Here is a 19,291-nt window from a genome sequence, read left to right as displayed (position 1 = left end):
TGGAAGGTGAGCAAAGGGTGCTGGAAAATTGACTGGATTGTGACGCTCTCGAACGGCAAATGCATGCCGCGACAGGAATCTGCCGCGGCAACAAATGCGACGTATGGCAGTTACTGGGCGTTGAATGCCTGGCCGTTGATGCCAGTACTGTCCGGGCCCATCAGGTAAAGGTAGACCGGCATGATCTCTTCGGGCGTCGGGTTGTTCAACGGGTTTTCCCCTGGATACGCCTGGGCGCGCATGCTCGTGCGCGTGCCACCCGGGTTGATGCTGTTGGAACGCACCGGCGCCACACCATCGACTTCATCGGCCAGGGTTTGCATCAGGCCTTCGGTGGCGAACTTCGACACGCCGTAGGCGCCCCAGTACGCCCGACCCTTGCGCCCGACGCTGCTGGAGGTGAACACCACCGAGGCGTCTTGTGACAGCTTGAGCAGCGGCAGCAGAGTGCTGGTCAGCATGAACATGGCGTTGACGTTGACCTGCATGACACGCATGAAGTTTTCGCCGGACAACTGCTCGATCGGCGTACGTGGGCCGATGATCGAGGCATTGTGCAGCAGGCCGTCGAGGTGGCCGAACTCGGTCTCGATCATCGCTGCCAGTTCATCGTACTGATGGGGTAGGGCGGTTTCGAGGTTGAACGGGATCACTGCCGGTTGCGGGTGGCCCGCGGCTTCGATCTCGTCGTAAACCTGGGTCAGATTGGCTTCGGTCTTGCCCAGCAGCAATACCGTAGCGCCATGAGCGGCGTAGGTTTTCGCGGCCGCCGCACCGATGCCACGACCGGCACCGGTGACCAGAATGACCCGATCCTTGAGCAATTCGGGACGAGCGGAATAATCAAACATAAAAACCTCATCATGGAGTCAGATCGTTTCCCACGCTCCGCGTGGGAATGCAGCCAATGACGCTCTGCGTCAGGTCTCAGCAGCTGCAAAGCGCGCTATCGAGCACCTTGCGCAACTCCGACGGGTTATCCACCACCACATCCGCGCCCCAATGCCGCGGATTGTCGTCCGGGTGGATATAACCAAACGTCACCGCCGCGGTTTTCGTGCCGGCATCGCGGCCCGATTCGATATCACGCAGATCATCGCCGACAAACAGAACCGTCGCCGGATCCAGATCAAGCATCTTGCATGCAAGGATCAACGGCTCCGGATCCGGCTTGCTGTTCTTCACATGATCCGGGCAGATCAGCAGTGCCGAGCGCTCGGCCAGCCCCAGTTGTTGCATGATCGGCTCGGCAAAGCGCAAAGGCTTGTTGGTCACCACGCCCCAGATCAGGTTGGCCTTCTCGATGTCGGCGAGCAGTTCGCCCATGCCGTCGAACAGCTTGCTGTGCACCGCGCAGCCGACCAGATAGCGCTCAAGGAACTCCAGACGCAGTTCCTCGAAGCCCGGCGATTCCGGATCCATCGAGAACGTCACCGCGACCATGGCTTTGGCGCCGCCGGAGATCTCGTCGCGGATGTGCTTGTCGTTGATCGGCGGCAAGCCACGATCGGCGCGCATCGCCTGGCAGATGGCGATGAAGTCCGGCGCCGTGTCGAGCAGGGTGCCGTCCATGTCGAAGAGAACTGCTCTGATGGCCATCGGCTTATTCCTCGCGCAGGGTCTGGATCATGTAGTTGACGTCAACATCGTTGGCCAGCTTGTAGTGCTTGGTCAGCGGGTTGTAGGTCAGGCCGATGATGTCCTTGACGGTCAGGCCAGCCATGCGGCTCCAGGCACCGAGCTCGGACGGGCGGATGAATTTCTTGAAGTCGTGAGTGCCGCGCGGCAACAGCTTCATGATGTATTCAGCGCCGATAATGGCGAACAGATACGCCTTCGGGTTGCGGTTGATGGTCGAGAAGAACACCTGGCCGCCGGGCTTGACCATGCGGAAGCAGGCGCGAATGACTGACGATGGATCAGGCACGTGCTCGAGCATCTCAAGGCAGGTCACTACGTCGAACTGCTCAGGCATTTCTTCAGCGAGGTCTTCGGCGGTGATCTGGCGGTATTCGACGTTGACGCCGGATTCCAGTTGATGCAGTTGCGCGACCGCCAGCGGCGCTTCACCCATGTCGATGCCCATCACAGTGGCGCCGCGTTGCGCCATGGCTTCGCTGAGAATGCCGCCGCCGCAACCGACGTCGAGGACCTTCTTGCCGGCCAGATTGACCCGCTCGTCAATCCAGTTGACCCGCAGCGGGTTGATGTCATGCAGCGGTTTGAATTCGCTTTCACGGTCCCACCAGCGATGAGCCAGGGCTTCGAATTTGGCGATTTCGGCGTGGTCGACGTTGCTCATGTTCAATTCCTCTAAAACTTGAAAAAGGGCTGTAGCCCCGGCGTTTGCGCCGGGGTGTTTACGATTCGGTGTGGCCACTGATGCGCTGGCCCCAGGCCCGGGCGGTAGCGCCCAGTTGCTCTTCGTCCATGCGCGTCAGGCGCCGGTCGTCGAGCAGTTGTTTGCCGGCGACCCACAGGTGTTTCACGCAATCGCGACCGGTGGCATAGATAAGCTGCGAAACCGGGTCGTACACCGGTTGCTGCGCCAGGCCGGACAGGTCGAAAGCGACGATGTCGGCGGCTTTGCCGATTTCCAGGGAGCCAACCTGTGCTTCGATTCCCAGTGCGCGCGCGCCATTCAATGTGGCCATGCGCAGCGCCCGATGGGCGTCCAGTGCAGTGGCCGAGCCAGCGACGGCTTTGGCCAGCAGCGCGGCGGTGCGGGTTTCGCCGAGCAGATCCAGATCGTTATTGCTGGCGGCGCCATCGGTGCCGACCGCGACATTTACCCCAGCCTGCCATAAACGCTCGACCGGGCAGAAACCGCTGGCCAGTTTCAGGTTCGATTCCGGACAGTGGATCACGCTGGTGTTGCTTTCTACCAGCAACGCCAGGTCGTCATCGCTGATCTGGGTCATGTGCACGGCCTGGAAGCGCGGGCCGAGCAGGCCCAGACGGCCAAGGCGAGCGAGTGGACGCTCGCCGTGTTGCTCCAGCGCTTGCTGGACTTCGAAAGCGGTCTCATGGACGTGCATGTGGATCGACGCGTCCAGTTCCTCGGCAATCACGCGGACTTTCTCGAGGTTTTCGTCGCCAACGGTGTACGGTGCATGAGGACCGAAGGTGATCTTGATGCGTTCGTGATGCTTCAGATCGCCGAACAATTCGACGCCCTGACGAATGGCTTCATCGGCGCTGCTGGCGCCTGGAATCGGGAAGTCGAGGATCGGAATCGCGATCTGCGCGCGAATGCCGCTGTTGTGCACGCGCTCGCTGGCGATCTTCGGGAAGAAATACATGTCCGAGAAACAAGTGATGCCGCCCTTGATCTGCTCGGCGATGGCCAGATCGGTGCCGTCACGCACGAAATCTTCGCTGACCCATTTCGCTTCGGCCGGCCAGATGTGGTTTTCCAGCCAGGTCATCAGCGGCAGGTCGTCAGCCAGACCACGGAACAGCGTCATTGCCGCGTGGCCGTGGGCATTGATCAGGCCAGGGGCGAGCAGCACATCCGGCAGTTCGCGAACTTCCGTGACGTTACACTTCAATGCTTCGGCGCGCGGGCCGATAAACACGATGCGACCGTCGCGGATGCCCAGGCCGTGCTCCTTGAGCACAACGCCTGCAGGTTCGACGGGTACCAGCCAGGTCGGCAGCAATAATAAGTCGAGCGCAATGGCAGGTTTCGGCATCGAGGGTCGGTTCCAGTGCTTTTGTAAAGGATGGCGAAGTATACCCGAGCGTCTTCGCGGGGGGATCGCTATAATCGGCGGCTTTTGTTCATGAGTGCGGGGTGTGGGATGCGCGATCGACTGTTGGCTGCGGAGAAAGTGAAGGCCATCGATTGGCGAGACGGCGCGCTGCACCTGCTGGATCAGCGTATTTTGCCGTTCGAGGAAACCTGGATTGCCTACACCAGCGCCGCTGGCGTAGCTGAAGCGATTCGCTCGATGGTGGTGCGTGGCGCGCCAGCCATCGGCATCAGTGCGGCGTATGGCATTGTCCTCGCGGCGCGTGCGCGGATCGCCGAAGGTGGCGACTGGTATGCGGCGCTGGAGGAGGATTTTGCCTTGCTGGCCGATTCCCGTCCGACCGCGGTCAATTTGTTCTGGGCCCTTGGCCGCATGCACGATCGGCTCGATCGCTTGAAAGAAAACGCCGATCCGCTGGCGGCGCTGGAAGCCGAAGCCATCGCCATTCATGAAAGCGACCGCGAAGCCAACCTGACCATGGCGCAGCTCGGCGTCGACCTGATCCGCAAACATCAGGGCAACGCCCAGGCGATTCTGACCCACTGCAATACCGGCGCGCTGGCTACCGGCGGTTTCGGTACCGCGCTGGGGGTCATTCGCGCAGCTTTTCTGGAAGGCATGGTCGAGCGCGTTTATGCCGACGAAACCCGCCCGTGGTTGCAAGGCTCGCGCCTGACCGCGTGGGAGCTGGCCAACGAAGGCATCCCGGTAACGCTCAATGCTGACTCCGCTGCCGCGCACATCATGAAAACCAAAGGCGTGACCTGGGTGATCGTAGGGGCTGACCGCATCACCGCCAACGGCGACGTGGCGAACAAGATCGGCACCTATCAACTGGCGGTCAACGCCATGCACCACGGCGTGCGCTTCATGGTGGTGGCACCGAGTTCGACCATCGACATGAATCTGGCCAGCGGTGACGACATTCCGATTGAAGAGCGTGACGGCGCCGAGCTGCTGGAGGTCGGCGGTAAGCGTGTCGGCGCCGATGTTGAAGCGTTCAACCCGGTGTTTGACGTGACCCCGGCGGACCTGATTGATGCGATCGTTACCGAGAAAGGCATCGTCGAGCGCCCGGATACCGCGAAAATGGCCCAGTTGATGTGCCGCAAGCGCCTGCATTAACAGGCTTGAATCCCGCGTCGGCCTCTTCGCGAGCAAGCTCGCCCCCACAGGTTTTGTGACCGCCACAGAACAATGTGGGAGCGAGCTTGCTCGCGAAGGGTCCCTAAACGTCAATAAACATCGCTAATCCAGACCACAAATCTGCATTCAACCAGGCTCTGAGCCTCTCTCGTCCCCGTTAAGCCTGTCACCGGTCAACTAACTATGCTCCATGCGCATCTGGGGGATAGGTGCGTGGCGGCCTTTGTGATAACATCCGGCGTTTTCCGAGGCAGCTCCACGGAGCTGTCTTTACTGCGCAAATCCACTCTTCAGATTGTTGATTTGTCGTAAGTCGGCGCATGGCACTCGGCCGGGCCCGACGAGCTTCGTTGCTCCCACATGGATATGACGAAGTTTCACCAGAAAAAGGAATCAGGCTTCTCATGGGCGAACTGGCCAAAGAAATCCTCCCGGTCAATATCGAAGACGAGCTGAAACAGTCCTACCTCGACTACGCGATGAGCGTGATCGTCGGCCGTGCACTGCCGGATGCGCGCGATGGCCTCAAGCCCGTGCACCGTCGCGTACTGTTCGCGATGAGCGAGCTGGGCAACGACTTCAACAAGCCGTACAAGAAATCTGCCCGTGTTGTCGGCGACGTGATCGGTAAGTATCACCCGCACGGTGACACTGCCGTGTACGACACCATCGTTCGTATGGCTCAGCCTTTCTCCCTGCGCTACCTGCTGGTAGACGGTCAGGGCAACTTCGGTTCGGTCGACGGCGACAACGCTGCGGCGATGCGATACACCGAAGTGCGCATGACCAAGCTGGCGCACGAACTGCTGGCTGACCTGCACAAGGAAACCGTGGACTGGGTGCCGAACTACGACGGCACCGAAATGATCCCGGCGGTCATGCCGACCCGTATTCCCAACCTGCTGGTCAACGGCTCCAGCGGTATCGCCGTGGGCATGGCGACCAACATTCCGCCGCACAACCTCGGTGAAGTCATCGACGGTTGCCTGGCGCTCATCGACAACCCTGAGCTGACCGTCGATGAGCTGATGCAATACATCCCCGGTCCGGACTTCCCGACCGCGGCGATCATCAACGGTCGCGCCGGCATCATCGAAGCCTACCGCACCGGTCGTGGCCGTATTTACATGCGTGCCCGTTCGATCATTGAAGACATCGACAAGGTCGGTGGCCGTCAGCAGATCGTCATCACCGAACTCCCTTACCAGCTGAACAAGGCGCGTCTGATCGAGAAGATCGCCGAGCTGGTCAAAGAGAAGAAGCTGGAAGGCATCACCGAATTGCGCGACGAGTCCGACAAGGACGGTATGCGCGTCGTGATCGAACTGCGTCGCGGCGAAGTGCCTGAGGTGATCCTCAACAACCTCTACGCCCAGACCCAGCTGCAATCGGTATTCGGCATCAACATCGTTGCGCTGATCGACGGCCGCCCACGCATCCTCAACCTCAAGGATCTGCTGGAAGCCTTCGTCCGTCACCGTCGCGAAGTGGTCACCCGCCGTACCGTGTTCGAACTGCGCAAGGCGCGCGAGCGTGGTCACATCCTCGAAGGTCAGGCCGTTGCCCTGTCGAACATCGACCCGGTTATTGCCCTGATCAAAGCCTCGCCGACCCCTTCGGAAGCGAAAGAAGCGCTGATCAGCACACCGTGGGAATCCTCGGCAGTGGTCGCGATGGTTGAACGTGCCGGTGCCGATTCGTGCCGTCCGGAAAACCTCGATCCGCAATACGGTCTGCGCGAAGGCAAGTACTTCCTGTCGCCAGAACAGGCGCAAGCCATTCTGGAACTGCGTCTGCACCGTCTGACCGGTCTGGAACACGAAAAACTGCTGGCCGAGTATCAAGAGATTCTCAATCAGATCGGCGAGCTGATCCGCATCCTCAACAGCGCTGTGCGCCTGATGGAAGTGATCCGCGAAGAGCTGGAAGTGATTCGTGCCGAATACGGCGACGTGCGTCGCACCGAAATTCTCGATGCCCGTCTCGACCTGACCCTGGGTGACATGATCCCGGAAGAAGAGCGCGTCGTGACCATTTCCCACGGTGGTTACGCCAAGACCCAGCCATTGGCTGCGTACCAGGCTCAGCGTCGTGGCGGTAAAGGCAAATCGGCCACCGGCGTCAAGGATGAGGACTACATCGCTCACCTGCTGGTTGCCAACAGCCACACCACGCTGCTGCTGTTCTCCAGCAAGGGCAAGGTGTACTGGCTCAAGACCTACGAGATTCCGGAAGCGTCCCGCGCCGCCCGTGGCCGTCCGCTGGTCAACCTGTTGCCGTTGAGCGAAGGCGAATACATCACCACCATGCTGCCGGTCGATCTCGAAGCCATGAAGCGTCAGGCTGATGAAGAAGAAGCCGAAGGCGTCGAGGCTGATGTAGAAGACATCGAAAACAGCAACGAGACCGACGAAGAACGTCGTGCCCGTATCAAGGCTGCTGACCGCAAGAAAGCCCCGTTCATCTTCATGTCGACCGCCAACGGTACCGTGAAGAAGACCCCGCTGGTGGCGTTCAGCCGTCAGCGCAGCGTCGGTCTGATCGCGCTGGAACTGGACGAAGGCGACATCCTGATCTCCGCTGCCATCACCGATGGCGAGCAGGAAATCATGCTGTTCTCCGACGGCGGCAAAGTGACACGCTTCAAGGAATCCGAAGTTCGCGCCATGGGCCGTACCGCCCGCGGCGTGCGTGGTATGCGTCTGCCAGAAGGGCAGAAGCTGATCTCCATGCTGATTCCGGAAGAAGGCAGCGAGATCCTCACCGCCTCCGAGCGCGGCTACGGCAAGCGTACGGCGATCACCGAGTTCCCTGAATACAAGCGTGGTGGTCAGGGCGTTATCGCCATGGTCAGCAACGAGCGTAACGGCCGTCTGGTCGGCGCGGTTCAGGTGCAGGACGGTGAAGAAATCATGCTGATCTCCGATCAGGGCACTCTGGTGCGTACCCGTGTCGACGAAGTGTCGAGCCTGGGCCGTAACACTCAAGGTGTCACGCTGATCAAGCTGGCCAAGGATGAAACCCTGGTCGGGCTGGAGCGGGTTCAGGAGCCTTCGGAAATTGAAGGTGAAGAGCTCGAAGGTGAGGAGGGCGAGGAATTCGAAGGCAGCGTCGTGATCGACGATGCTGGCGAAGACCAGCAACTCGACGCCGCAGCAGACGAAGAACCGCAAGAATAAGCGGACAAACGAGGGGGCGGATGAGAATTCGCCCCCTTGTTATTTGTCCGGTATGAAATTTCGGCGCCCATGGAGATCCTTGTGGGAGCGAGCTTGCTCGCGAAAGCGGAGTATCAGGCGACATTATTGTTGAATGTCAGTCCGCCTTCGCGAGCAAGCTCGCTCCCACACACGATTGGCGCCGACTGATATGTGATACCACCAAATCAGAGCGAGATTGGATGTGAGCAAGCGAGCCTATAACTTCTGCGCCGGTCCTGCGGCGCTTCCTGAAGCTGTCCTGCAACGTGCCCAGGGTGAACTCCTTGATTGGCACGGCAAGGGTCTGTCGGTCATGGAAATGAGCCATCGCAGCGATGAGTTCGTGTCCATTGCCACCCAAGCCGAGCAGGATCTGCGTGACCTGCTGAATATCCCGTCGAACTATAAAGTGCTGTTTCTGCAAGGTGGCGCCAGCCAGCAATTCGCGCAGATCCCGCTGAACCTGCTGCCTGAAGGCGGTTCGGCCGACTACATCGACACCGGTATCTGGTCGCAGAAAGCCATCGAAGAAGCCTCGCGCTACGGTCACGTCAACGTTGCTGCTACCGCCAAGCCTTACGACTATTTCGCCATCCCGGGCCAGAACGAGTGGAAGCTGTCGAAAGACGCCGCTTACGTTCATTACGCGCCGAACGAAACCATCGGCGGTCTGGAATTCCAGTGGATCCCGGAAGTCGGTGATGTGCCGCTGGTGGCTGACATGTCTTCGGACATCCTCTCGCGTCCGGTCGACATCTCGCGTTTCGGCATGATCTACGCCGGCGCGCAGAAAAACATCGGCCCGAGCGGTATCGTCGTCAACATCATTCGTGAAGACTTGCTCGGCAAGGCGCGCGCGCTGTGCCCGACCATGCTCGACTACAAGGTCGCAGCCGATAACGGTTCGATGTACAACACGCCGCCGACCCTGGCCTGGTACTTGTCCGGTCTGGTGTTCCAGTGGCTGAAAGAGCAGGGTGGCGTCGACGCGATCGCCAAACTCAACGACGTCAAACAGCGCACGCTGTACGACTTCATCGACGCCAGCGGCCTCTACAGCAACCCGATCAACAAGTCGGATCGCTCGTGGATGAACGTGCCGTTCCGTCTGGCCGATGATCGTCTGGACAAGCCATTCCTCGTTGGTGCCGAAGAACGCGGCCTGCTCAATCTGAAAGGCCACCGCTCCGTGGGCGGCATGCGCGCCTCTATCTATAACGCTGTCGACATCACCGCGGTCAACGCGCTGGTGGCGTACATGGCTGAATTCGAGAAGGAACACGGCTGATGTCCGAGCAAGAACTCAAGGCACTGCGCGTTCGCATTGACGCTCTGGACACCAAAGTCATGGAGCTGATCAGTGAGCGTGCGCGTTGCGCCCAGGAAGTCGCGCGAGTAAAGATGGCCTCGCTGGCCGAAGGCGAAGTGCCGGTGTTCTATCGTCCCGAGCGTGAAGCTCAGGTGCTCAAACGCGTGATGGAGCGCAATCAGGGGCCGCTGGGCAACGAAGAGATGGCGCGGTTGTTCCGCGAAATCATGTCGTCGTGCCTGGCGCTGGAGCAGCCGCTGAAAGTGGCTTACCTCGGTCCTGAGGGCACCTTCACGCAAGCCGCAGCGATGAAGCACTTCGGCCACGCCGTCATCAGCAAGCCGATGGCGGCGATCGATGAAGTGTTCCGTGAAGTGGCAGCCGGTGCGGTGAATTTTGGCGTGGTCCCGGTGGAAAACTCCACCGAAGGCGCGGTCAACCACACGCTGGACAGCTTCCTCGAACACGACATGGTGATCTGTGGCGAAGTCGAGTTGCGTATTCACCATCACCTGTTGGTCGGTGAAAACACCAAGACCGACAGCATCAGCCGCATCTATTCCCATGCGCAGTCGCTGGCTCAGTGCCGTAAATGGCTGGACGCGCATTACCCGAATGTCGAGCGCGTTGCGGTATCGAGCAATGCGGAAGCGGCCAAGCGGGTTAAAGGCGAGTGGAACTCGGCGGCGATTGCCGGTGACATGGCGGCAGGCCTTTATGGTCTGACCCGCCTGGCCGAGAAGATCGAAGACCGTCCGGACAACTCGACGCGTTTCCTGATGATCGGTAATCAGGAAGTGCCGCCGACCGGCGACGACAAGACTTCGATCATCGTGTCCATGAGCAACAAACCCGGCGCGCTTCATGAGTTGCTGGTGCCGTTCCACGACAACGGGATCGACCTGACCCGTATCGAAACCCGTCCGTCGCGCAGCGGCAAATGGACCTACGTATTCTTCATCGACTTCGTCGGCCATCACCGTGATCCGTTGATCAAAGGTGTTTTGGAAAAGATCAGTCAGGAAGCGGTAGCACTCAAAGTGCTGGGTTCCTACCCGAAAGCAGTTCTCTAAGGGGCGGTAGCAAATGAGTGGCAATTTCCTCGCTCTGGCACAGCCGGGCGTGCAACAACTTTCGCCGTACGTTCCGGGCAAGCCTGTGGACGAACTGGCGCGCGAGCTGGATCTGGATCCGGCAAAAATCGTCAAGCTGGCCAGCAACGAAAATCCGCTGGGCGCCAGTCCAAAAGCCTTGGCGGCCATCCGCGAAGAGCTGGCCGAGCTCACCCGTTATCCGGATGGCAACGGTTTCGCGCTGAAATCGCTGCTGGCCGAGCAATGCCGCGTCGAACTGAGCCAGGTCACGCTGGGCAACGGCTCCAACGACATTCTTGAGCTGGTCGCGCGTGCCTATCTGGCGCCGGGCCTGAATGCAGTGTTCAGTGAGCACGCGTTCGCGGTGTATCCGATTGCTACTCAAGCGGTAGGCGCTCAGGCCAAAGTGGTTCCGGCCAAGGATTGGGGGCATGACCTGCCGGCAATGCTCGCCGCTATCGATGCCAATACTCGCGTGGTGTTCATCGCCAACCCGAACAACCCGACCGGCACCTGGTTCGGTGCTGAAGCGCTGGACGAGTTCCTGCAGGATGTTCCAGAGCATGTGCTGGTGGTGCTCGACGAGGCTTATATCGAGTACGCCGAAGGCAGCGATCTGCCGGATGGCCTGGATTTCCTCGCTGCTTACCCGAATCTGCTGGTATCGCGCACCTTCTCCAAGGCCTATGGTCTGGCAGCGCTGCGCGTCGGCTACGGTCTGTCCACCCCGGTCGTCGCTGATGTGTTGAACCGTGTTCGCCAGCCATTCAACGTCAACAGCCTCGCCCTCGCGGCAGCCTGCGCAGCGCTGAAGGATGAGGAATATCTGGCGCAAAGCCGTCAACTCAACGAGGCGGGCATGCAGCAGTTGCAGGCCGGTTTCCGTGAGTTGGGCTTGAGCTGGATTGAATCCAAAGGCAACTTCATCTGTGTCGACCTCGCTCAAGTCGCGGCCCCGGTATTCCAGGGCTTGCTGCGCGAAGGCGTGATCGTGCGTCCAGTGGCCAACTACGGCATGCCGAACCACCTGCGGGTGACCATTGGTCTGCCGGCGGAAAACAGCCGCTTCCTCGAAGCGTTGCGCAAGGTTCTGGCTCGTGGGTGATGTCACTGCACTGCAATCTGCTGCACCTATGATCGGGCGCCTTGTAGTGGTCGGTCTGGGGTTGATCGGTGGTTCGTTTGCCAAAGGCTTGCGTGAAAGCGGTGTATGCCGCGAAGTGGTCGGGGTCGATCTCGACCCGCAATCGCGCAAGCTGGCGGTCGAGTTGGGTGTGGTTGATCGTTGCGAAGACGACTTGGCGGCTGCATGTCAGGGCGCCGACGTGATTCAACTGGCAGTGCCGATCCTGGCCATGGAAAAAGTGCTCGCGCGTCTGGCGAGCATGGATCTGGGGCAGGCGATTCTGACTGATGTCGGCAGCGCCAAAGGCAATGTGGTGCGCGCGGCAACTGAGGCGTTCGGCGGCATGCCGGCACGTTTCGTGCCGGGTCATCCTATTGCCGGTTCCGAGCAGAGCGGGGTGGAAGCCTCCAATGCCGAACTGTTCCGTCGTCACAAGGTTATCCTCACGCCGCTCGAGCAAACCGATCCGGCGGCGCTGGCTGTGGTCGACCGTCTCTGGCGAGAACTGGGCGCCGACGTCGAGCACATGCAGGTCGAGCGTCACGATGAAGTGCTGGCTGCGACCAGTCATCTGCCGCACTTGCTGGCCTTTGGTCTGGTCGATTCGTTGGCCAAGCGCAATGAAAATCTTGAGATCTTCCGTTACGCTGCGGGCGGTTTCCGCGATTTCACAAGAATCGCCGGAAGCGACCCGGTGATGTGGCACGACATCTTTCTCGCCAACCGCGAAGCTGTCCTGCGCACACTCGATACATTTCGCAGCGACCTCGACGCCTTGCGCGACGCGGTCGATGCAGGGGATGGGCACCAATTGTTGGGCGTTTTCACTCGCGCCCGGGTTGCCCGCGAGCATTTCAGTAAAATCCTGGCCCGCAGGGCCTATGTGGACGCTATGAATTCCAACGATCTGATCTTCCTGGCTCAACCTGGTGGCCGCCTGTCCGGTCGGATTCGCGTACCGGGTGACAAATCCATTTCCCACCGTTCGATCATGCTCGGCTCGCTGGCCGAAGGCGTCACCGAAGTCGAAGGCTTCCTTGAGGGCGAAGATGCACTGGCGACCTTGCAGGCGTTCCGCGACATGGGTGTGGTCATCGAAGGCCCGCACCACGGCCGCGTGACCATCCATGGTGTCGGCCTGCACGGCTTGAAACCTGCGCCGGGCCCGATCTATCTGGGCAACTCCGGCACTTCGATGCGTTTGCTGTCCGGCTTGCTGGCGGCGCAGAACTTCGACAGTGTTTTGACTGGCGATGCCTCGTTGTCCAAGCGTCCGATGAATCGCGTAGCCAATCCGCTTCGCGAAATGGGTGCCGTGATTGAAACCGCTGCTGAAGGTCGTCCGCCGATGACCATTCGTGGTGGTCACAAGCTTAAAGGCCTGACGTACACCATGCCGATGGCCAGTGCTCAGGTGAAATCCTGCCTGCTGCTCGCCGGTCTGTACGCTGAAGGCAAGACCACCGTGACCGAACCAGCGCCGACTCGCGACCACACCGAGCGCATGCTGCGCGGTTTCGGTTATTCGGTGAACGTTGAAGGCGCAACGGCTTCGGTTGAATCCGGCGGCAAACTGACCGCAACTCACATTGAAGTGCCGGGCGACATCTCGTCGTCGGCGTTCTTTCTCGTCGCGGCCTCGATCGCCGAAGGTTCGGAGCTGGTGCTTGAGCACGTCGGCATCAACCCGACCCGCACCGGCGTTATCGACATCCTGCGCCTGATGGGTGCGGACATCACTCTGGAAAACCAGCGTGAAGTCGGCGGCGAGCCGGTGGCTGACCTGCGCGTGCGGGCAGCTAAACTCAAAGGTATCGAGATTCCCGAAGAGCTGGTTCCGCTGGCCATCGACGAATTCCCGGTGCTGTTCGTGGCGGCTGCCTGTGCCGAAGGGCGTACCGTGCTGACCGGCGCTGAAGAGCTGCGGGTCAAGGAGTCGGATCGCATCCAGGTGATGGCGGACGGTCTGTTGGCGCTGGGCGTGAAATGCCAGCCGACCCCGGACGGCATCATCATCGACGGCGGCCAGATTGGTGGCGGCGAAGTGCATGGTCATGGCGATCACCGTATCGCGATGGCGTTCAGCGTTGCCTCGTTGCGCGCCACTGCACCGATCCGCATTCATGACTGCGCCAACGTCGCGACGTCGTTCCCGAACTTCCTCGCACTGTGCGGGCAGGTCGGTATTCGTGTGGCGCAAGAGGCTCAGTCGTGAAAAACATTGCACCGGTCATCACCATTGATGGGCCAAGCGGCTCGGGCAAAGGCACCGTAGCCGGAATTCTGGCCAAACGTCTGGGCTGGAACCTGCTGGATTCCGGTGCGTTGTACCGCTTGCTGGCATTTGCTGCGCACAACCACGGTGTGGATCTGACCAATGAAGAGCTGCTGAAGAAACTCGCCGCTCATCTGGATGTTCAGTTCATTGCGGCGACCGAAGGTCAGTTGCAACGGATCATTCTGGAAGGCGACGAAGTCAGCGATGTCATTCGTACCGAAAGCGTCGGTTCCGGTGCTTCGCAAGTGGCTGCATTGCCCGCCGTGCGCGAGGCGCTGCTGCAGCGCCAGCGTGCTTTCCAGGAAGCGCCGGGCCTGGTGGCCGACGGTCGCGACATGGGTACGGTGGTTTTTCCTGATGCGCCGCTGAAGATTTTCCTGACCGCCAGTGCCGAGGAGAGGGCGCGCCGTCGATATTTGCAGTTGAAGGGCAAAGTCGAGGGTGTTAGTCTGTCGAGTCTGCTAGATGAGATCCGTGCACGCGACGAGCGTGACACCCAGCGAGCGGTAGCCCCGCTTAAGCCGGCGGCTGACGCCATACAGCTGGATTCCACGGAGTTGTCCATCGATCAGGTGCTTGAACGCATCATGAGCGAGATCGCCATTCGCGATATCGCCGGGTGACCAAGAAGGTTGCAGGGGACCAGTCATAGTCCTGCGGCGCTTCTTCTATATGAAACTAACCCACACCGTCTGGGGTGTGGAGATGGGCGTATCCTTCGCCCTCATTTACAGGAATTAAAATGAGCGAAAGCTTTGCGGAACTCTTTGAAGAAAGCCTAAAAACCCTGAACCTTCAGGCAGGCTCCATCATCACCGGTGTTATCGTTGATATCGATTACCAGGCTCGCTGGGTAACCGTTCACGCTGGCCTGAAGTCTGAAGCACTCATCCCGCTTGAGCAGTTCTACAACGACGCTGGCGATCTGACTATCAATGTCGGTGACGAAGTTCACGTTGCTCTGGACTCGGTTGAAGACGGTTTCGGTGAAACCAAGCTGTCCCGTGAAAAAGCCAAGCGCGCTGAATGCTGGATCGTTCTGGAAGCAGCCTTCGCAGCTGAGGAAGTGGTCAAGGGCGTTATCAACGGTAAGGTTAAAGGCGGCTTCACTGTCGACGTTAACGGCATCCGTGCGTTCCTGCCAGGTTCCCTGGTTGACGTCCGTCCAGTGCGCGACACCACGCACCTGGAAGGCAAAGAGCTGGAATTCAAGGTCATCAAGCTGGACCAGAAGCGCAACAACGTTGTCGTTTCCCGTCGCAGCGTCCTGGAAGCCGAGAACTCCGCCGAGCGTGAAGCTCTGCTGGAATCCCTGCAGGAAGGCCAGCAAGTCAAAGGTATCGTCAAAAACCTCACCGATTACGGCGCATTCGTCGATCTGGGTGGCGTGGACGGCCTGCTGCACATCACCGACATGGCCTGGAAGCGCATCAAGCATCCTTCCGAGATCGTCAACGTTGGTGACGAAATCGACGTTAAGGTTCTGAAATACGATCGCGAACGCAACCGTGTTTCCCTGGGCCTGAAGCAACTGGGCGAAGATCCATGGGTTGCTATCAAAGCCCGTTACCCAGAAAGCACTCGCGTTACCGCTCGTGTAACCAACCTGACCGACTACGGCTGCTTCGCTGAGCTGGAAGAAGGCGTTGAAGGTCTGGTACACGTTTCGGAAATGGACTGGACCAACAAGAACATCCACCCTTCGAAAGTCGTACAAGTCGGCGACGAAGTGGAAGTTATGGTTCTGGACATCGACGAAGAGCGTCGTCGTATCTCCCTGGGCATCAAGCAGTGCAAATCTAACCCATGGGAAGATTTCTCTGGCCAGTTCAACAAGGGCGATAAAATCTCCGGCACCATCAAGTCGATCACCGATTTCGGTATCTTCATTGGTCTGGACGGCGGCATCGACGGTCTGGTTCACCTGTCCGACATCTCCTGGAACGAAGTTGGCGAAGAAGCTGTTCGTCGTTTCAAGAAGGGCGACGAGCTGGACACCGTTATCCTGTCGGTTGACCCAGAGCGCGAGCGTATCTCCCTGGGTATCAAGCAACTGGAAAGCGATCCGTTCTCCGAGTACGTTCAAGAGAACGACAAAGGCGCAATCGTTAAAGGCACTGTGAAAGAAGTTGACGCCAAAGGCGCCATCATCGTTCTGGCCGACGATATCGAAGCGACTCTGAAAGCCTCCGAAATCAGCCGTGACCGCGTTGAAGACGCGCGCAACGTTCTGAAAGAAGGCCAGGAAGTAGAAGCCAAGATCATCAGCGTTGACCGCAAGAGCCGCGTGATCCAGCTCTCCATCAAGTCGAAAGACGATGCTGAAGAGAAAGAAGCTATCCAAAGCCTGAAGGCTGAGGAAGCTCCTGCTGGCGACACCACCATGGCGGCACTGCTGCGCCAGGCAATGGCCAAACAGAACTAAGTTCTGCTTGATCATGAAAAAGGGCGACTTCGGTCGCCCTTTTTTGTGCCTGTGATTTGACTCGGTTTAGTGGGGTGAATGAATGTGGCCCTTGTAGTTTTCCGCAGGTCAGGCGGTGCTTTTGGTCAGTAGTGCTCGAGCGATGCGGTCAGCGTTTGCCATGATGGTAAGGGTGTGGGACTTCTCTGTTAATTGAGGGAGGCATGCGCCATCAACAATGTGCAGGTTTTCATGTCCTGCCAATTCGCCAACAAGGTTTGTGTTGCCTTCACCTGGGGTTGCCCGCATGGGGAAAGTTGAGGCGTAGTGAATGTCTGCACCCGGTTTGCCCACTGTAAAGCTCATGGGCATCAGGATCGCCCCAAGTTTCCAATAAGCTTTACGCAGTAGGGCCTGTGTTCTTTTCATCAGTGCCGGTGTGTCCGGATGTTCTACGCCTTTGATTGACAGGCGTCCGTCATCGGTCAGGGTGGCACTGTGGTTGGACAGGTGTCCGGGCAAAAAGACATTTCCTACCAGGCATGAGCTCAACAGGTTGCTCATGAGCTCGATGCTATATCTTTTGCTCAAGGGGGCCCGGCTGACGAATTCGGACATGGGCAGGCCGGTGGTGCTGAACGTGGAGCCAAACGCCGTCAGTTCAGGACCTAGCTCAAGGGCAAATGACAACTGTCCCAAGCCTACTGTCGACGCTCTCTGTGCTCCCAGTTGTTGCGGCAGCCAAAGCAGGAAGGCCGCGGTGGGAGAAGATTGAAGTGCGACAGGAGCGGTGTGCCCTAGATATTGGAGTGTCAGCTTTGTCGTCGCCAGGGTGCCGGCGGCGAGTAACAGTCGTTTGGCCGAAAACGTTGTTCGGCCTTGCTTGTCGGAGATCGTCCAAACGTCGTTGTGCTTGCTGATGGCGTCAACCAGAAAGCCGGTCTCATGGAAAAATCCGGGGTAGGCTTTCAGTTTCGGAATTTCCTGCTCTGCCGAGTAAAGTGAGTGATTGTCACATCCCCACAAACAGTTGCCTGAGAGATCGCAGGCTTTGCGGTCATCAAGGTTCTGACTCAATACGGCGATGCGTGAGCGCCCCATGCGAAACCCGCTTGCGGGTGCGGATTGTCGTTGACGGGTGTATTTGCCCAGCAGTTGGTGATGAAGGTTGTCCATCGGGATCGAGGGTTGCGCCCACTGATCTACGCCGAAATAGCCGGACAGGTCATCCGCGCCATTTCCGCTGATGCCCATGCGTTTTGCAACGATCTCGTAGGATTCTTCAATCCCGGACTGCGCCAGGTTCAGTCCTGCGAAATCATTTGTATTGAATCGTGCTACGCCACAGCCCCACGCATTTGAAAGGCCTCCGGTTGCCAGCGAGCCAATCGAGATGAAGTTCTCTGTCTTCAAGCCGTTGGCTTCATTGAAGCGGTCGAAGGTTTTTTTGTGCGTGGGGGTTTTCAGCTTTGGAGAAACCGCATCCATATTGTTGAGAGCGTGGAAGCTCTCGCCGACCATCCATTTCCATTGCAGTGGATCGGTTGCCCGGTTATGGAGGTAGTTGCCGGCCGGGGGGGGGGGATTGTGGGATGGGGTGCTGGCATCAACCATTAGCACGCGCAGTCCGGCCTGGACCAATGGATAGGCCGCCGAGGTTCCTGCCGGGCCGCTGCCCACAATGATCACATCAAAATCAGTCGTCACGCTGGATCTTCCTTTTAACGAGGCGTGGAAGCACCGGGCTGGCAACGATGGACAGTACGCGCCAGCAGATGTCCTTCAGCACGGCCATGCCCAGCGCAATAAAGGCTCTGGCAAATCCTGCGGGCCGCTTGAGCCCGAGAAAGGTGCTGGCACCTTGGGGGCTGGCTTCCGCCAACGCCGTTGCCATGTGCAGTCGCCTGGAAATGGCTTGTCCGTACACTGTGTTTCGCACAGCGCCGGTGTCCAGAAGAGCCACGGCGCAGGGAAGTTTTGAGAGCGTTTTGGAGTCAAGCAGCGCCTGCCCGTCATCAAGGATCTCGATGGCTCTCGCGTAGCGACGAAGCAAGTCTTTGTGTGGTTGGCATTTGAGCAGGTAGCTCAAAAAGGTATTGGCTTCGATAAGCAGGCGCCGACGCCGGCCGCTCCCGGATTTGTGCATTCCATCGGCAAGCGGTCGCAGCGTTATTCCTAGTCGGATCAGTGAGGCTTGCGATTGCATCGGCTTGAGGCTTAGTAGCGAGAGCAGGCGATCAAGTCCCAGCCTGGCGGTCAGGTTTTTTCCGAGGATCGCGGTGCCGAGGTTAATCAGGGGGACGGGAAGCGGCACAGGTAAGCGGAGCTTGTGCAGCTTGTCGGTCGCGATGGATTCCAGGAAGGCGCCAAAGGAGATGGGCTGGATCATCCCCAGCGAAAGGGTTTCCCCTCTAATGTCGTTATTGTCGGCTGCCGTGAGTATCGCTGCGGCCAGGTCGTCAACGTGTATGGGCTGGATCAACGGTGCCGGTAGCAGGGCAGGAATGGCCGGCACGCGACGCACCAATGACGACAGAACCCCAAAAAGTCCGCGCTCCTGGCCGCCATACACCTGTCCTGGTCTGATCACCACGCCACCGGCGGCAAGGATGTCCTGTTCAATGCGCCACTTGGTCTGCCCGTACGAAGTCGGTGCGTCAGGCGAAGCGGTCTGGCTGGAGATGAAGATGATCTTCGTGCCGGTGAGTGATGACTGTTGAATTAGCGCTCTGGCAGCGATTATTTCGGTTTCGGAGGACGTGTTCTTGTTGTGGCTGGTATCGGCGGCAAGGTGGACCAGTGCCTTGCAATCTTGCGGTATTTCGAGCGTGGGTGAGCCCAAGTCGAATGGCAGCCATTTGTACTTCGTCAGAGTAGGTTTGCGGCTGGCGCAATAGACGTCATGTCCATCTCTGGCTGCCAAGCTGGTCAGTCGTTCACCAATATATCCCGTGGCGCCGGTAATCAGCAGTTTCATTG

14 protein-coding genes are annotated in these 19,291 nt (G+C 59.1%); 8 read left to right on the top strand and 6 right to left on the bottom strand.

What is annotated here, in order from left to right:
- Nucleotides 1–110: 110 nt before the first annotated feature.
- From GTU76_RS09000 to GTU76_RS08985, 4 genes are all read right to left on the bottom strand, one after another.
- Nucleotides 111–851: a YciK family oxidoreductase gene (locus GTU76_RS09000; protein WP_025113079.1), complete on the bottom strand. Its 741-nt coding sequence runs from the start codon at nt 849–851 to the stop codon at nt 111–113.
- A gap of 76 nt (nt 852–927) precedes the next feature.
- Nucleotides 928–1,599: an N-acetylmuramic acid 6-phosphate phosphatase MupP gene (gene mupP / locus GTU76_RS08995; RefSeq protein WP_180698460.1), complete on the bottom strand. Its 672-nt coding sequence runs from the start codon at nt 1,597–1,599 to the stop codon at nt 928–930.
- Between the two features lie 4 nt (nt 1,600–1,603).
- On the bottom strand, nt 1,604–2,302 hold the full coding sequence (gene ubiG, locus GTU76_RS08990; protein ID WP_016986963.1) for a bifunctional 2-polyprenyl-6-hydroxyphenol methylase/3-demethylubiquinol 3-O-methyltransferase UbiG: 699 nt from the start codon (nt 2,300–2,302) through the stop codon (nt 1,604–1,606).
- Nucleotides 2,303–2,360: 58 nt separating this feature from the next.
- Entirely contained in the window at nt 2,361–3,695 is a 1,335-nt protein-coding gene (locus tag GTU76_RS08985) for a TRZ/ATZ family hydrolase (RefSeq protein WP_016986962.1), read from the bottom strand.
- Nucleotides 3,696–3,803: 108 nt separating this feature from the next.
- Here GTU76_RS08985 and mtnA point away from each other — a divergent pair, with 108 nt between their 5' ends.
- The 8 genes from mtnA to rpsA all read left to right on the top strand — a co-directional run bounded on the left by mtnA (nt 3,804) and on the right by rpsA (nt 16,333).
- Nucleotides 3,804–4,880 carry an S-methyl-5-thioribose-1-phosphate isomerase gene (gene mtnA / locus GTU76_RS08980; protein ID WP_016986961.1) on the top strand — a complete coding sequence of 359 codons (1,077 nt, stop codon included), beginning with the start codon at nt 3,804–3,806 and terminating at the stop codon, nt 4,878–4,880.
- A 425-nt stretch (nt 4,881–5,305) separates the two neighbouring features.
- Nucleotides 5,306–8,080, top strand: a complete 2,775-nt coding sequence (gene gyrA, locus GTU76_RS08975) for a DNA gyrase subunit A (RefSeq protein WP_016986960.1) — start codon at nt 5,306–5,308, stop codon at nt 8,078–8,080.
- Between the two features lie 223 nt (nt 8,081–8,303).
- Entirely contained in the window at nt 8,304–9,389 is a 1,086-nt protein-coding gene (serC, locus tag GTU76_RS08970) for a 3-phosphoserine/phosphohydroxythreonine transaminase (protein ID WP_180698459.1), read from the top strand.
- A complete protein-coding gene (pheA, locus tag GTU76_RS08965) occupies nt 9,389–10,483 on the top strand; it encodes a prephenate dehydratase (protein ID WP_007908404.1) in 1,095 nt (364 codons plus the stop codon). The genes serC and pheA overlap by 1 nt, the downstream gene beginning before the upstream one ends.
- A 13-nt stretch (nt 10,484–10,496) precedes the next feature.
- Entirely contained in the window at nt 10,497–11,609 is a 1,113-nt protein-coding gene (gene hisC / locus GTU76_RS08960; RefSeq protein WP_077574022.1) for a histidinol-phosphate transaminase, read from the top strand.
- A gap of 28 nt (nt 11,610–11,637) precedes the next feature.
- Entirely contained in the window at nt 11,638–13,845 is a 2,208-nt protein-coding gene (locus tag GTU76_RS08955; RefSeq protein ID WP_246376025.1) for a bifunctional prephenate dehydrogenase/3-phosphoshikimate 1-carboxyvinyltransferase, read from the top strand.
- A complete protein-coding gene (cmk, locus tag GTU76_RS08950; RefSeq protein ID WP_064391442.1) occupies nt 13,842–14,531 on the top strand; it encodes a (d)CMP kinase in 690 nt (229 codons plus the stop codon). Before GTU76_RS08955 ends, cmk begins: the two co-directional genes overlap by 4 nt.
- A gap of 119 nt (nt 14,532–14,650) precedes the next feature.
- On the top strand, nt 14,651–16,333 hold the full coding sequence (gene rpsA / locus GTU76_RS08945) for a 30S ribosomal protein S1 (protein WP_007908431.1): 1,683 nt from the start codon (nt 14,651–14,653) through the stop codon (nt 16,331–16,333).
- Nucleotides 16,334–16,441: 108 nt separating this feature from the next.
- Here rpsA and GTU76_RS08940 read toward each other — a convergent pair whose 3' ends face one another.
- Both GTU76_RS08940 and GTU76_RS08935 read right to left on the bottom strand, forming a co-directional pair.
- Nucleotides 16,442–18,019, bottom strand: coding sequence for an FAD-dependent oxidoreductase (locus tag GTU76_RS08940; RefSeq protein ID WP_175553537.1), 1,578 nt, complete (start codon nt 18,017–18,019; stop codon nt 16,442–16,444).
- On the bottom strand, nt 18,009–19,289 hold the full coding sequence (locus tag GTU76_RS08935) for an NAD-dependent epimerase/dehydratase family protein (RefSeq protein WP_016986953.1): 1,281 nt from the start codon (nt 19,287–19,289) through the stop codon (nt 18,009–18,011). The genes GTU76_RS08940 and GTU76_RS08935 overlap by 11 nt, the downstream gene beginning before the upstream one ends.
- Nucleotides 19,290–19,291 lie beyond the last annotated feature (2 nt).

The organism is Pseudomonas crudilactis (assembly GCF_013433315.1).
Lineage (GTDB): Bacteria > Pseudomonadota > Gammaproteobacteria > Pseudomonadales > Pseudomonadaceae > Aquipseudomonas > Aquipseudomonas crudilactis.
This window is presented reverse-complemented; position numbering and strand designations above follow the sequence as displayed.

Coding starts and splice junctions, on each gene's coding strand:
- GTU76_RS08955 (WP_246376025.1), top strand. CDS start 11,638: ATGATCGGGCGCCTTGTAGTGGTCGGTCTGGGGTTGATCGGTGGTTCG.
- GTU76_RS08985 (WP_016986962.1), bottom strand. CDS start 3,695: ATGCCGAAACCTGCCATTGCGCTCGACTTATTATTGCTGCCGACCTGG.
- rpsA (WP_007908431.1), top strand. CDS start 14,651: ATGAGCGAAAGCTTTGCGGAACTCTTTGAAGAAAGCCTAAAAACCCTG.
- ubiG (WP_016986963.1), bottom strand. CDS start 2,302: ATGAGCAACGTCGACCACGCCGAAATCGCCAAATTCGAAGCCCTGGCT.
- hisC (WP_077574022.1), top strand. CDS start 10,497: ATGAGTGGCAATTTCCTCGCTCTGGCACAGCCGGGCGTGCAACAACTT.
- mtnA (WP_016986961.1), top strand. CDS start 3,804: ATGCGCGATCGACTGTTGGCTGCGGAGAAAGTGAAGGCCATCGATTGG.
- gyrA (WP_016986960.1), top strand. CDS start 5,306: ATGGGCGAACTGGCCAAAGAAATCCTCCCGGTCAATATCGAAGACGAG.
- mupP (WP_180698460.1), bottom strand. CDS start 1,599: ATGGCCATCAGAGCAGTTCTCTTCGACATGGACGGCACCCTGCTCGAC.
- pheA (WP_007908404.1), top strand. CDS start 9,389: ATGTCCGAGCAAGAACTCAAGGCACTGCGCGTTCGCATTGACGCTCTG.
- GTU76_RS09000 (WP_025113079.1), bottom strand. CDS start 851: ATGTTTGATTATTCCGCTCGTCCCGAATTGCTCAAGGATCGGGTCATT.
- GTU76_RS08935 (WP_016986953.1), bottom strand. CDS start 19,289: ATGAAACTGCTGATTACCGGCGCCACGGGATATATTGGTGAACGACTG.